This window comes from Buchananella sp. 14KM1171, assembly GCF_041380365.1.
In the GTDB taxonomy this organism is placed as follows: domain Bacteria; phylum Actinomycetota; class Actinomycetes; order Actinomycetales; family Actinomycetaceae; genus Buchananella; species Buchananella felis.
In genome coordinates this window covers 1,178,190-1,191,506 of record NZ_CP159981.1, presented here as the reverse complement: position 1 = coordinate 1,191,506, position 13,317 = coordinate 1,178,190, and the positions used below count along the sequence as shown (strand labels likewise).

Below are 13,317 nucleotides of genomic sequence, written 5' to 3'. Positions count from 1 at the left end.
CCGCGTTGACGCAAGGCTGGGGCGGGTTGGAGCAGGGCGGGGTAACCGTGCCGTTACCCCGCGCCGCGTTACTGCAGCAATCTTGCCCTATCGGGCGGTGCTGGGGACGTCGATGTGGTCCGCAGTCGGTGCCTGCTGCTTCATCTTGCGGATGACCAGGTGCATCCAGATCAGCGTCACGCCGGTGATCAGCGTCATCACGACGAACGGCGTGGAGACGATCCCGGTCCACTGCTTGATGTAGGCAAACATCGGGGGCAGGAAGAAGCCACCCAGGCCACCCAGCATGCCAACCAGGCCGCCGACGCTACCCACGTGGTGCGGGAAGTAGGTGGGAATGTGCTTGTAGACGGCGGCCTTGCCGATACCCATCAGGCAGCCCACCAGGAACACCAGCAGCACCACCAGCCAGAGCGGCAGGCCGTAGGCATTGTTGTTGTCGTCCACGCCGCTGGGGATGGACAGCACCGTGAAGAGCGCGCCGATCGGCACGAACGTCAGGTACATGGTGGCGCGGGCGCCCCACTTGTCCGACATCCAGCCGCCCAGCGGGCGCAGCAGGGAGGCCGGGAAGATGAAGCTGGTGGTCAGCAGCGCCGCCGTGCTCAGGTCAGTCTTGAAAACGTCCTGGTAGTAGGTGGGCAGGATCGCCGAGTAGGCCACGTAGGCACCAAAGACGATGACGTAGTAGAGGCTGAAGCGCCACACGCGGATGTCCTTCAGGGGCTCCAGCATCACCGACATCTTGGCCGTGGCGCCCGGCTTGCGGTCCGGGGTGGGCGTGATGACCCACTGCAACACGCCGACGATCACCAGCAGGATGGCGTAAACGATAGGAATGAGGCGCCAGCCGCCGGGCAGGAACCCCATGACCACGGTGCCCGTGGTGGCCGCGATGATGGTCGGGCCGATGATCTTGGTGACCGAGGCGCCTACGTTGCCGGCGCCGAAGATGCCCAGCGCCAGGCCTTTGCGGTGCTGGGTGAACCAGGCCGAGTTCCAGGCGATACCGGCGGAGAAGGAATTACCGACGATGCCGACGCAGAAGGCCAAAACCAGGAGCATCGCGTAGCTGTCAGCGAAGGAAACCGCTAGTGAAGCCACCGCGCCTACGGCCATCATCACCGTGGTGACGATCTTGCCGCCGTAGCGGTCGGCCAGGATGCCCGCAGGCAGGCGCCACATGGAGCCGTTCAGCACGGCCACCGCAGCGATCCAGCTCAGCTGGACGTCGTTCAGACCGAACTCCTTGGCGATTGGCTTGCCAAGAATGCCGAACATGAGCCACACCGCAAACATGAGGGTGAAGGAGATCGTAGACATTGTGAGGACGCGGTATGCACCTGGCGCCTCTCGATGGACAGCTTTTGTTTCCACGGGTGACCTTCCAGCTACGGGGAGATAGAGAGAAGCAGTTCACAGACTAGTCGCAGCGGAAAGTATTTTGCACGGGTTGGGCCGTTCTGGATCGTTTTCCTTGGCGGCGGGGGAGTGCGGCGGCGGGGATTTGCCTGGGGTGCGCCTGACCGTCTCCAATGGGCCCTTTTCAAGGGTGTATGCCAGCAAATTATTGAGGCGTGGAGTATGGGTGTGCGGCTGGCGCTGGTGAGTGCCTCCTGGTAGGGGCTCAGCAAGCCGCCGCGATGCTCACCGCCAACCTGGAACTCATCGGTTGCCGTCGGGCCGCGCGTGAGCGCTGAGCCGTATGTCTTGCGGGGGAGCTGAGCCGTGGGGCGTGGCCCACAGCGCCGAAACCTGCCCGCAGCCGTGTCGCTTTGGGCAGGTTTCGACATAGTGGCCGGAGCCGGTGTTGGGCTCAGCGGTACCTGACGTCCGCAGAGAGCGTGTCCCAAGCCGCCTCGGCAGCGGCACCCACGTCGTCGGGGAACTCCAGGGAGTTCATGAACGTAAGCAGGTCGGGGTCGTCGGGCGCCAACTCGAAACCGGTGACCTCAACCGCGCCGCCCTCGACGTCGGTGTAGAAGGTGACGCTGGGCTTGTCATTCCACTCGAACAGCTCCACCTTCCAGGTGCGACCGGCGAACTGAACGTCCTCACCCGCCGTGCGGTCGTCAAAGAGGCCCAGATTGCGGTCCAACTCCTTCTGGGCGGTCGTGTGGGACTCGAAGGAGGGGGCAATCGTCCGGTCGTCCTCGGTCTTGAACCAGGCCTCCATGCACGAATCCCCGTTGTAGGGGTACAGCTCGAACCCGCCTGGGATCTCGGCTTTGAACCAGACGAAGTCGCCCTTGCCGTCCCAGGCTGGCTCGGCGGTCTCGCTGGACGTGGTGGCCTCGGCGGGGGCCGACGCCCCGGCAGTGGCCGGCTTGTCCACCTTGTCGCTGCAGCCAGTCAGTCCCAGCGGCACGCACAAAACCAGCGCGCACACTCCAAACAGTAGGCTCGTCTTTCGCATGACCATTCCTTTCTCTAGTGCGTGGTCCGGCGAAGTCCAAAGGCGGGATGGTGGAGCGGGAAACTACCCCAAGTGTAATGCAGGTCTCACAAAATAGGGGCGCTGCGCAGGGTTGGAGGTAGGTGCTGAGCGCAACCTTTCGCTGGAGCTCCGGCCGTAGAAGCGCCACGCAAGTTTGCGGATAGGCGATTGCGCCGGTGCCAGCCGGGGCGTGGGGGCTCCAGCCTTCCGGGGTTCGGGTGCAGGCTCGGTTCAGACCGCCGCAGTTTCCAGCAGCGCCAGCACGGCGGTGGCGGATCGCGCCGCAGCCACATCCACCCCCACGTGGAACTCCCGGTCTGCCACCTAATCCACAGCCACTTGATTCGCTGACTGGCCAGAAGTGGCTTCGTTTGTGGTCGCAGCGGTCGCCGTAGGAAAAGGGGAGCCCCGGCCGCATGCGCTACGCAGAGGCGGATCCGGGGCGTTCAACTCGAGTGAAGCGAACGTCTGGAGGGCAGGGAAGTGGGCACGTTTGATGTGGAGAGGGTCCTATCCGTCCTCCCAACACCGAGGCTTGCTCCCTACTTGCGTGAGACTGACGGAGACCAAGCGAAAGCTCTTGAGTTGTATCTATGGAACGCGAGAGTGGCGGGGGCTGCTCTGGAGCAAATTAGCCATTTGGAAGTTCTCTTGAGACACTCCGTAGATAGGTGTTTGAGAGATGCGGCCCGGGAGCGGGTTGGGGGAATTCCTTGGTTCTTGCTGCCTGAATTCATGAATGGTGAAAGTGAGAAGGCGGTTGAGGCCGTCCGAATTCGTCTCCGCCCACAAGGTAGGGAGACGCGAGATCAGATTGTCGCGGGATTGTCCTTTGGGTTCTGGTCAGGATTTTTTGGGTCAAAGCGGGAGGAGCTCTGGAGATCAAAGTTGCATCACGTATTTCCCAACGGGAATGGTCAGCGGAAGCAGGTGAGCTCCCTGGTAGACCGGATCCGCAAGTTCCGGAATCGGGTGGCTCACCACGATTCGCTGTTAAGACAAGACGTGATGTTCCAGATCTCCCAGATTCAGCTACTCGCAGAGCTGATCGACAGGGATTTTTCCGAGTGGATGAGGGAAAACGATCGGTCCAGCGAAATCATTGCCGCGCGTCCGGTAATTAAGAAGGACGAAGTCTGCATCGTGGCGGGGAGAAACGTGTGGAGCAACTACGCGAAGGCGGGGTGGATCGACCTTGTGGCATGGATGACGTTGCCTGTCAGGACCGTCCGCTCAGTGCCCACACGGCTGCGGTTGCGTGCATGTGCGCGAGCGATTGAGGGGTTAGTTGCACCTGTCGAGGGGTTAGTGGACCTATCGAGTAGTTACCCCAGCAGGTAACCCCTCAATTGGTGCACCAACCCCTCGGGAGGTGCACCAAAGGCTCAATAGGTCGACTAACCCCTCAACCGTTTGCGCAACACTGGCCCGGTACGGCCCGGGTGGCGGTCCGAGCGGTTGCCCGGACCGGCGGTTCGGGTCGGGGAGGGTGGCACCCGGTTCAGGCCGCAGCGGTCTCCAGCAGCGCCAGTACGGCGGCGGCGGACCGCGCCGCCGCCACCTCCACCCCCACGTGGAACTCCTGGTCCGCCGCCGGGCCGCAGAGATCGGAAACCCCCCGCACGGACACGAACGGCAACCCGTAGTCGCGTGCCACCTGGGCCAGTGCGACCGACTCCATGTCCACGCTCACCGCGCCCGGGAACAGCTGGCGCACCTGGGTGGCCGTGGCTGCGGTGACGAAGGAATTGCCGGTCAACATCAAGCCAAAGTGCACCCCGGCGCCGGGCGGCTCCTGGCCGGCCTGCGCCGCAGGGGCAGTCCGCCGCGCAGCAGCCACCAGGGAGGCATCTGCCTCGAAACGCGCCGGCTGGCGCGGCACCTGCCCCAGCTCGTAGCCAAAGATGCGCGCATCTGCCTCGCTGTAGGCCAGGGTGGTGGAGACGCACACGTCGCGCACGTTCACCTCCACGCCCAGCCCCCCGGCCGTGCCCGCGCTCACCACGGGCACCGCCGCGCCCGGGTGGCGGGCCGCCAGCAGCTCCAGCGCCTGGGTGAGCGCGCTCGCCGCAGCCACCATGCCGATGTTGCACTCCACCAGCCACAGGCTCCGGCCCTGCACGGTCAGCGCGTGCGCGGGCACGCGCACCGGCAACTCGGTGCTGGCCTCGGCCGCCGCGTGGAACGGGGCGGCCTCCTCACTCATTGCCACCACCACGATCGCGGCAGGCGCGGCTAACTGAGAAACGCTCATCGAAACTCCTTGGTGCAAAAGCGGTCACGGCGCGGTGCGGGCCCTCCCAGAGCCCGGTCCGGGTCCCTTCGGCCCGGGCCGGGCTCATCCGGCCCGGCCGGCAGCCGCGCGGGCGGGGTTTAGAGGGCGGCGGGAGAGGCGTCGTCGGCCAAAACCTGCTCCCACTCGGAGCGGTGCTCCAAGAAGGCGGCCACCGCAGCCTGCGCGCCGGTCAGGGAGTGCGACGCCCCCCACCCGCACTGCACCTCGTTAGCCGCAGGAACCTGCGCGGCGGCCAGGATGTCGCGGCAAGTGGCCTCCAAGATCGGCAGGAAGTCGGCCGGCTCGAGCCCCAAAGTGAGCGCGTAAAAACCGGTCTGGCAGCCCATGGGGGAGAAGTCGATCAGCTTGTCCGTGTGGTTGCGCATCAACTCCGCGCTCAGGTGCTCAATCGAGTGCACCGCCGGCATCGACAGGTGCGCCACGTTCGGCTGGGCGAAGCGCACGTCGTACTTGATGAGCACGTCCCCGCCCGGCAGCACCTTGCGGTCCGCCACCCGCACGTACGGGGCCGCCACCAGGCGGTGATCCAGGTTGAAGGACTCGGTGTTCATGCGCGGGGAATCAGTCATGCCCCCATTGTGGCAGCCGCGCCGCGCCCTGCCTCAGCTCGGCGTCCGCGACATGTACTCCACGGATACATATCGCGACGACGTGTACCTTTTGGCCCCGAAAAGGTACACGAAGGCCGGTTTGTGTACCTTTTGGCCTCGAAAAGGTACACGTCGCGTGTAGTGTGGCGGCGTGTGGACTAACCCGGACCTTCCGTACCAGGACCTCCCGCCGCTGCCTCCGGCGCAGGAGGTGGAGACGCGGGATGTGCTGAAGGCGGTGATCGGCGCAGCCCGCTCGCTGGCTGCGCTCGACGCCGCCTGTCTGCGCCTGCCCAATCCGGACATCCTGTTCAACATGATCCCGCTCCTGGAGGCTCAGGCCTCCAGCGAGATCGAGAACATCGTGACCACGAACGACGAGCTGTTCCGCGCCGCTCACCTGCCCCAGGAGGGGGCACTCACCCCGGCGGTAAAGGAGGCGCTGTCTTATCGGCAGGCGTTGCGTGCGGGTGCCCAGTCACTGCAGGAGCGCCCTCTCCAGCTGAACACCGCAATCGAGGTGTGCAGCGTCCTGCAGGGACACGCCGTATCGATTCGACAAACCACGGGCATATACATCGGCAACCCGGTTACCAAGGCACGCATCTACACCCCGCCGGAGGGAAAAGAGGTCATCACCCGTCACATGAGCGCCTGGGAGCGCTTCCTGCACGGTGCTGATGGAATCGACCCCCTAGTGGGCATGGCGTTGCAGCACTACCAGTTCGAGGCCATTCACCCGTTCCCGGACGGCAACGGCCGAACCGGGCGCATCATCAACCTGCTCTACCTGATGGATAAGGGGGTGATCCGCCAGCCGGTGCTCTACCTGTCGGGCTACATAGTGCGCCACAAGGACGAGTACTACCGTCTGCTGCGCGCCGTCACCCGGGAGGACGCCTGGGAGGACTGGGTGCTGTTCGTGGTGCGCGGCTGCGACGAGGTGGCGCGCTGGACGCTCCAGCTGGTCGACGACATTGCCGAGCTGCAGCGGGAAACGGAGCAGGCGGTGCGCACGGTGGTGCCCCGCGCCCCGGCGGCGGAGTTGGTGCGGCTGCTGTTCACAAAGCCGTACGTGCGCATCGACGACGTCGTCTCCGCAGGCCTGGCCCAGCGCGCGGCCGCCTCCCGCTGGCTGGATAGCCTGGTGCAGGCGCAGGTGCTCACTTCGGAGAAGGCGGGCCGAAGCCTGGTGTTCGTCAATTCCCCGTTGTTGCGCCTGATGTTCGGCTCGGCGCTGTCGGCGTGAGCACTCGTGCGACCATTGTCCACATGTCGGATACGTTGCGAGCAGGAGTGAAAGTGAGCGGGGAGGCCACGGCGCAGCCCGTGCTGCCCGCCGCGATGATGGCCGGCAGCGCGCCGGCGGCCACCGCCCAGCGCCCGCTGTCCGTGTTCGACATCTTCCGCGTCGGCATCGGCCCGTCCTCCTCCCACACGGTCGGCCCCATGCGCGCCGCCTACGTCTTCGCCCGCCGCCTGGGCGCCCTCCTGGACGCCCCCGCCGGCCAGAGCGCCGAAGCCGCCGAGCCCTCCCCCGCCGGCCAGCCCCCCGAAGCCGCCGCCCGCCTGGGCCGCGTCACCGTGGAACTGTTCGGTTCCCTGGGTGCCACCGGGCGGGGCCACGCCACCGACCGCGCCGTCCTGCTTGGCCTGGCCGGCCACAAGCCCGAGACCGTCACCAGCGCCCAAGTGGCCGACGCCCTGCCCCACCTTGCCGCCACCGGCACCACCCCCGTGGCCGGCCGCGAGCTGCCCTTCGACATGGCGCGCGACATCTTCTTCCTGCCCGGCACCGTCCTGCCCTACCACGTCAACGGCCTGCGCCTGCGCGCCTACGCCCAGGTGGACGACGCTCCACCCGCCTCCCCCCTCAACGCGGCCGCCCCGAGTGGCGGTGCTGGTGGGGGCGGCGAGGAGGGCGTCGTCGGCCCCGAAAACCAGGCAGGGGCACTGCTACTAGAGGGCGTGTTCTACTCCGTAGGCGGCGGCTTCGTCATGGAGCAGGTGGGCGGCAGCCTGGAGGAGCCGCAGTGCCAGGCCCTGGCCAGCGCCTCCACGCGCGCACTGCACTCCATCCCCGCGCCCTACCCGTTCACCACCGGAAGGCAGCTACTGGAGCACGCAGAGGCTGCCGGACTGCGCGTCTCAGAGGTGGTGCGCGCCAACGAGGAGGCCGCCCGCTCGCGCGAGGAAGTGGATGCCTACCTGGATCGCATCATGGCCGTCATGGAGGAGTGCATCGAAGCTGGCTGCACCACCCACGGTGTTCTGCCCGGCGGTCTAAACGTGCCCCGACGTGCGGCCGTGCTGTCTCGCCAGCTCATGAGCCGCTCACCCTACCCCACCAACACCTGGCGCGACGCCAGCGACCCCATGGCCGGCATCGACTGGGTCAATCTCTACGCGCTCGCGGTGAACGAGGAGAACGCCGCCGGGCACCGGGTGGTCACCGCCCCCACCAACGGCGCCGCCGGGGTAGTGCCCGCCGTGCTGGAGTATTACCTGCGGTTCGTGCCCGGCGCCTGCCACGAGGGCGCGCGCGACTTCCTGCTGGCCGCCACCGCTGTGGGCGCTTTGATCAAGACCAACGCCTCCATCGCCGGGGCAGAAGTGGGCTGCCAGGGAGAGGTGGGATCGGCCGCCGCGATGGCCGCCGCCGGATTGGCCGACGCCCTGGGCGGCACCCCCCTCCAGGTGGAAAACGCCGCAGAGATCGCCATGGAACACAACCTGGGCCTCACCTGTGACCCAGTGGCCGGGCTGGTGCAGATCCCCTGCATCGAGCGCAACGCGATCGCCGCCGTGAAGGCCATCAACGCCGCCCGCATGGCCCTGTGGGGAGACGGGCGCCATCAGGTCAGCCTGGACACCGTCATCGAGACGATGCGCCAGACCGGGCAGGACATGCTCTCGAAGTACAAGGAGACCTCGCAGGGCGGGCTGGCCGTCAACGTCGTGGAGTGCTGAGCGCGGCGCGGTGCGCCGGCGGGGGCGGCGGGTGGAACGTCGGCCAAACTCCTAATTTAGGGGCAATTAGGAGGTGTCAAGAGCTTGTTAGTTGGCGCATGCGGGAAGGAAAGTCTCGCGCCGTCCACCACTCCATTCGTTTGCCGCTGCGGCTACCGACGATCAGGCCCGCTTCTTCCAGTCCTTGGAGATCAGTGCGGGCAGTCTGGTTGGAAACCTCGTAGCGCTCCTGGTATCCCGACACGGTAAGCATGACCGAAGGCTTCACGAGCAACGAGGCGAGCAGGTCGCATTGCCGAGAGTTGAATCCGGCGCCTGCCAGTGTGGGAGACAAGGTCAGGCGCTCATGCTCCTTCCTAGCCAGGTATGTCTCGAGGTCGTTGATCGCGCGCACGACGATCCGGGCCTGGTGGAGCAGGAAGTGGGTCAGGTCGCCCTCGTCGTACTCGACGTGTAGGAACGCGCGGGCGTACTGGGCCGGGGCCTGGCGCAGGAGTCGGGAGATGGAGAGGTACTCGGTAAGGAAGAAGCCGTGGTGCAGCATCGACCAGTAGAAGATCGCGCGGGCCAGGCGGCCGTTGCCGTCTGAGAAGTAGTGGTCGTGGCCCACCATGAAATGCAGGACCATCGAGCGGATCAGCGGCGGGGTGTAAGGGGAGTCGCCGCCGTCCCACCCGGCGTTGGCGAAGTCGCAGACCGCCTGCAGGCGGGCCGGGAGCTCGGCGGTCGGGGGCGGGACGTGGAGCACCTGCTCATCGGTGTGGTCGGCGTAGATACGCACGCGCTCCTCGCCGGGCTGCTGCAGGCGACCGGCCTGACCGGCAGGCAGAGTCCCCGCGGTTAGCACCCGGTGAAGCTGGCAGACAAACTCGGGGGTGAGCGGGGCCTGGCGCCGCTGGGAAATGAGCTGCATGGCCGCGAAGTTGTTGGCCACCATCTGCTCGCCCTTGTCCCGAGGCTTGCGGCGGCTGCGCAGCATCTCCTTGGCCACGACGCGAGTGGTGGAAGCTCCCTCCAGCTGGCTCGAGGTGATCGCCTCCTCCTGGAGCGAGGTGAGGAGGTACTGGCGGGGCGAGTCTGCCAGGGAAGGCTCCGTAGTCTGGAGGGAGCCGGCCGCGCGCCGGGCGATTTCTTCGATTAGGCGCAGCAGCTCGCCGGGGATGTTGTAGGTGAGCTGGGTGCCGTCCATGAGGGTGAAAGGCGTGGGGTGGGCCGACTGGTGGCGGCCGTACTTGATGTTGGCCCAAACGAGTTCGGGGGATGGCAGGCCGGCTACTAGCGGGGAGTAGCGGACCTCGTCCCAGGTGGGGTAGCCCGCTTGGCTGAGCTGGCGGGCGGTGGCGGTGGCGGGTTCAGTTATGTGCTTTAGCTCGTTGAGCGTCAGGTGCGCGCCGTAGCGCATGAGTAGATCCAGCGCTGTGTCTGTGGGGGGAGGGGTCGGCGTCTTCATGGCGCAACCCTAACTCGCTACCTCCTAATTTAGGAGGTGATTAGGAGTAATTAGGAGTTCGCGAGGGCGGGGTTGATGGTGGGCTGCGGGTGGGGGCGCGGCTTGGGTGGCAGGGCGTGGCGGCGGCGGGGGATGGCGGGGCTGGTGGCCAGTTGGCCAGGGATGCTCCGACCCTCCCGGAGGCGAGCGTTATCAAATCGTTATATCCACCGTTGTGGAGGGATGTGCATAGAGGTTATCCCCAGGTGTGAATAACACCGGTGTAGTTCACCGCGACTATCACCGGGCGATCGGCGCGAGGGCGAGCGGGCCGCGCCGGCGTGGCCGGATGGCGGAGTGGAGCCAAATGTTAGTGGCGGGTGAGACGGTGGTCGCATGTTCTTTTCGGTCGCGGTCAGCGCGGTTGGGGCGGGTGGGCAGCGTCGGCCATGTGGGCTATCCACAGGGGGCGGCGCGCTTCTGAGGGCGACACGCCCGACCACAGCATGTTGGGGTGGTGGAAGCGTCTCACCCCAAGGGGTAGTGTTCAAACCCGTCGCACCGGCACGGCCGCGAACAAATGACATCTGTGTAGTTTGGGTGGATTTCGCCCCGAAACAAGGAGCCAGCAATGAGCATCACGGTCTACTCCAAGCCCCGCTGCGTGCAGTGCGACGCCACCTACCGCGCCTTCGACAAGGCCGGCGTGGATTACACCGTCGTTGACCTCACCCAGGACGCCGCCGCCCTGGACATGGTGCGGGAGCTGGGCTACTCCCAGGCGCCCGTCGTCATGGCCGGCGACGAGCACTGGGCGGGCTTCCGCCCCGACCGCATCAAGGTCGCCGTGGCCGCCGTCCAGGCCGCCGCCACCCCCGCAGCGACGCTCGCCGCGATCTGAGACTGAGGGGGAAGGGCGATGGAAGGGCAGCCGTACCTCGTCTACTTCTCCTCCACCACTCACAACACGCAGCGGTTCGTTGAGCGGCTCGGGGTGCGCAGCGCGCGTATCCCCCTCCTGCCGAAGGAAGCACCCCTGGAGGTGCACGAACCCTACGTGTTGGTAGTGCCCACCTACGGGGGCGGCTCCATCAAAGGTGCCGTCCCCAAGCAGGTCATCAAGTTCCTCAACGTGAAGGAAAACCGAGACCTCTGCCGGGGAGTCATCACCTCCGGCAACATCAACTTCGGAGAGGCCTACGGGCTGGCGGGAGACATCGTTGCCGCCAAGCTGGAAGTTCCCCTGCTCTACCGATTCGAACTAATGGGAACACAAGACGACGTGGAAACCGTCACGGAAGGGTTGAGGAAGCTGTGGCAGAAACTTTGACGGACACCGGGGTGGAGGAAAGCGGCCCGGGCCTGGACTACCACGCCCTAAACGCGATGCTCAACCTGTACGACGCGGACGGCAAGATCCAGTTCGACGCTGACCGCGCCGCCGCCCGCCAGTACTTCCTGCAGCACGTCAACCAGAACACCGTGTTCTTCCACGACCTGGAGGAAAAGCTCAAGTACCTGGTGGACGAGGGCTACTACGAGGGCCACGTGCTGGACCAGTACGACCCCGCCTTCATCAAGGCCCTGTTCAAGCAGGCCTACGCCCACAAGTTCCGCTTCCAGACCTTCCTGGGCGCCTTCAAGTACTACACCAGCTACACGCTCAAGACCTTCGACGGCAAGCGCTACCTAGAGCGCTTCGAGGACCGCGTGTGCATGGTGGCCCTCACCCTGGCGCGTGGGGATGAGGAACTGGCCAAGCAGCTCGTTGACGAGATCATCGAGGGCCGCTTCCAGCCCGCCACCCCCACCTTCCTCAACTGCGGCAAGGCCCAGCGCGGCGAGCTGGTCTCCTGCTTCCTGGTGCGCATCGAGGACAACATGGAGTCCATCGCGCGCGGCGTGAACGCGGCCCTACAGCTATCCAAGCGCGGCGGCGGCGTGGCCCTGCTGCTGAGCAACCTGCGCGAGTACGGCGCCCCCATCAAGCGCATCGAGAACCAGTCCAGCGGCGTCATCCCGGTGATGAAGCTACTGGAGGACTCCTTCTCATACGCCAACCAGCTGGGAGCCCGCCAGGGCGCGGGCGCGGTCTACCTGCACGCCCACCACCCGGACATCATGCGCTTCCTGGACACCAAGCGGGAGAACGCGGATGAGAAGATCCGCATCAAGACCCTCTCCCTGGGCGTGGTGGTCCCAGACATCACCTTCGAGCTGGCCCGCAACAACGAGGACATGTACCTGTTCTCCCCCTACGACGTGGAGCGCGTCTACGGCGTGCCGTTCGCGGAGATCAACGTGACCGAGCGCTACCGCGAGATGGTGGACGACGGCCGCATCCGCAAGTCCAAGATCAAGGCCCGCGAGTTCTTCCAGACCCTGGCGGAGATCCAGTTCGAGTCCGGCTACCCGTACCTCATGTTCGAGGACACGGTGAACAAGGCCAACCCGATCGAAGGCAAGATCACCCACTCCAACCTGTGCTCGGAAATCCTGCAGGTCTCCACCGCCTCCAAGCTGAACGAGGACCTCTCTTACAGCCACGTGGGCAGGGACATCTCCTGCAACCTGGGCTCCATGAACATCGCCATGGCGATGGACGCCCAGGACCTGGGTAAGACGGTCGACGTCGCAGTGCGCGCCCTGACCGCGGTCAGCGACTTCACCTCCATCAAGTCCGTGCCGTCCATTGACCGCGGCAACCGGGAGTCCCACGCCATCGGCCTGGGCCAGATGAACCTGCACGGCTTCCTGGCGCGCGAGCACATCTTCTACGGCAGCGAGGAGGCACTGGACTTCACCAACGTCTACTTCGCCACCGTGCTGTTCCACGCCCTGAAGGCATCGAACAAGCTGGCCATCGAGCGCGGCGAGCGCTTTGCGGAGTTTGAGAAGTCCACCTACGCCAGTGGCGAGTTCTTCGAGAAGTACCTGACCACCGAGTTCGCGCCCACCACTCAGCGGGTCAAGGAGCTCTTCGCCGGGCACACCCTGCCCACCATCGAGGACTGGAAGGTGCTGGCCGCCTCGGTGCGCGAGCACGGCCTCTACAACGCCTACCTGCAGGCCATTCCGCCCACGGGCTCGATTAGCTACATCAACAACTCCACCTCCTCCATTCACCCGATTGTGTCCAAGGTGGAGATCCGCAAGGAAGGCAAGCTGGGGCGCGTCTACTACCCGGCTCCGTTCATGACGAACGACAACCTGGAGTACTACCAGGACGCCTACGAGATCGGGTATGAGAAGGTCATCGACACCTACGCGGTGGCCACCCAGCACGTGGACCAGGGCCTGTCCCTGACGCTGTTCTTCAAGGACACGGCCACCACGCGCGACATCAACCGCGCCCAGATATACGCCTGGCGCAAGGGCATCAAGTCCATCTACTACATCCGCCTGCGCCAGATGGCACTCAGCGGCACCCAGGTGGAGGACTGCGTCTCCTGCGTCCTGTGACCTGACCGGGTGAAAGCCACTGTGGGGGCCGCCGAAAGGCGGCCCCCACCGGTGTTTATGCCACCCCGGGCATTTGCACCCAGCCGCGATGGCCGGGGCCCGGCTGCTTAGTTTCTCCTACCCCAGTCGTCGC

10 protein-coding genes are annotated in these 13,317 nt (G+C 65.7%); 5 read left to right on the top strand and 5 right to left on the bottom strand.

Annotated features, from left to right (window positions below; translation table 11 throughout):
* Positions 1–87: 87 nt before the first annotated feature.
* The 4 genes from ABYF38_RS04645 to ABYF38_RS04630 all read right to left on the bottom strand — a co-directional run bounded on the left by ABYF38_RS04645 (position 88) and on the right by ABYF38_RS04630 (position 5,302).
* Positions 88–1,323, bottom strand: coding sequence for an MFS transporter (locus ABYF38_RS04645; RefSeq protein WP_371151106.1), 1,236 nt, complete (start codon positions 1,321–1,323; stop codon positions 88–90).
* A 493-nt stretch (positions 1,324–1,816) separates the two neighbouring features.
* The gene (locus tag ABYF38_RS04640; RefSeq protein ID WP_371151104.1) at positions 1,817–2,416 is read right to left on the bottom strand and encodes a hypothetical protein; all 600 of its coding nucleotides are present in this window, start codon (positions 2,414–2,416) and stop codon (positions 1,817–1,819) included.
* Positions 2,417–3,938: 1,522 nt separating this feature from the next.
* A complete protein-coding gene (gene mtnN, locus ABYF38_RS04635; RefSeq protein ID WP_371151102.1) occupies positions 3,939–4,691 on the bottom strand; it encodes a 5'-methylthioadenosine/S-adenosylhomocysteine nucleosidase in 753 nt (250 codons plus the stop codon).
* A 119-nt stretch (positions 4,692–4,810) separates the two neighbouring features.
* A complete protein-coding gene (locus ABYF38_RS04630; protein WP_371151100.1) occupies positions 4,811–5,302 on the bottom strand; it encodes an S-ribosylhomocysteine lyase in 492 nt (163 codons plus the stop codon).
* Between the two features lie 172 nt (positions 5,303–5,474).
* On the opposite strand from ABYF38_RS04630, the gene ABYF38_RS04625 reads away from it, so the two are divergent.
* Positions 5,475–6,572, top strand: a complete 1,098-nt coding sequence (locus tag ABYF38_RS04625) for a Fic family protein (protein ID WP_371151098.1) — start codon at positions 5,475–5,477, stop codon at positions 6,570–6,572.
* Positions 6,573–6,595: 23 nt separating this feature from the next.
* Positions 6,596–8,293 carry an L-serine ammonia-lyase gene (locus ABYF38_RS04620; RefSeq protein ID WP_371151096.1) on the top strand — a complete coding sequence of 566 codons (1,698 nt, stop codon included), beginning with the start codon at positions 6,596–6,598 and terminating at the stop codon, positions 8,291–8,293.
* Between the two features lie 76 nt (positions 8,294–8,369).
* Here ABYF38_RS04620 and ABYF38_RS04615 read toward each other — a convergent pair whose 3' ends face one another.
* Positions 8,370–9,743 (bottom strand): Fic family protein, encoded by a 1,374-nt coding sequence (locus tag ABYF38_RS04615; RefSeq protein ID WP_371152968.1) that lies wholly within the window; start codon positions 9,741–9,743, stop codon positions 8,370–8,372.
* A gap of 610 nt (positions 9,744–10,353) precedes the next feature.
* Between ABYF38_RS04615 and nrdH the strand changes: the two genes are divergently transcribed.
* Genes nrdH through nrdE form a run of 3 tightly spaced genes read left to right on the top strand, consistent with a single transcriptional unit; the run spans position 10,354 to position 13,184 of the window.
* Complete coding sequence (gene nrdH / locus ABYF38_RS04610) at positions 10,354–10,623, top strand: glutaredoxin-like protein NrdH (RefSeq protein ID WP_371152967.1); 270 nt, start codon at positions 10,354–10,356, stop codon at positions 10,621–10,623.
* An 18-nt stretch (positions 10,624–10,641) separates the two neighbouring features.
* Entirely contained in the window at positions 10,642–11,052 is a 411-nt protein-coding gene (nrdI, locus tag ABYF38_RS04605; RefSeq protein ID WP_371152966.1) for a class Ib ribonucleoside-diphosphate reductase assembly flavoprotein NrdI, read from the top strand.
* Positions 11,037–13,184 carry a class 1b ribonucleoside-diphosphate reductase subunit alpha gene (gene nrdE, locus ABYF38_RS04600; protein ID WP_371152965.1) on the top strand — a complete coding sequence of 716 codons (2,148 nt, stop codon included), beginning with the start codon at positions 11,037–11,039 and terminating at the stop codon, positions 13,182–13,184. The genes nrdI and nrdE overlap by 16 nt, the downstream gene beginning before the upstream one ends.
* Positions 13,185–13,317: the final 133 nt, after the last annotated feature.

Excerpts from the sequence above, each read along its gene's own strand:
- nrdI (WP_371152966.1), top strand. The coding sequence starts at position 10,642 with ATGGAAGGGCAGCCGTACCTCGTCTACTTCTCCTCCACCACTCACAAC.
- ABYF38_RS04645 (WP_371151106.1), bottom strand. The coding sequence starts at position 1,323 with ATGTCTACGATCTCCTTCACCCTCATGTTTGCGGTGTGGCTCATGTTC.
- ABYF38_RS04615 (WP_371152968.1), bottom strand. The coding sequence starts at position 9,743 with ATGAAGACGCCGACCCCTCCCCCCACAGACACAGCGCTGGATCTACTC.
- ABYF38_RS04620 (WP_371151096.1), top strand. The coding sequence starts at position 6,596 with ATGTCGGATACGTTGCGAGCAGGAGTGAAAGTGAGCGGGGAGGCCACG.
- ABYF38_RS04630 (WP_371151100.1), bottom strand. The coding sequence starts at position 5,302 with ATGACTGATTCCCCGCGCATGAACACCGAGTCCTTCAACCTGGATCAC.
- ABYF38_RS04640 (WP_371151104.1), bottom strand. The coding sequence starts at position 2,416 with ATGCGAAAGACGAGCCTACTGTTTGGAGTGTGCGCGCTGGTTTTGTGC.
- nrdH (WP_371152967.1), top strand. The coding sequence starts at position 10,354 with ATGAGCATCACGGTCTACTCCAAGCCCCGCTGCGTGCAGTGCGACGCC.
- mtnN (WP_371151102.1), bottom strand. The coding sequence starts at position 4,691 with ATGAGCGTTTCTCAGTTAGCCGCGCCTGCCGCGATCGTGGTGGTGGCA.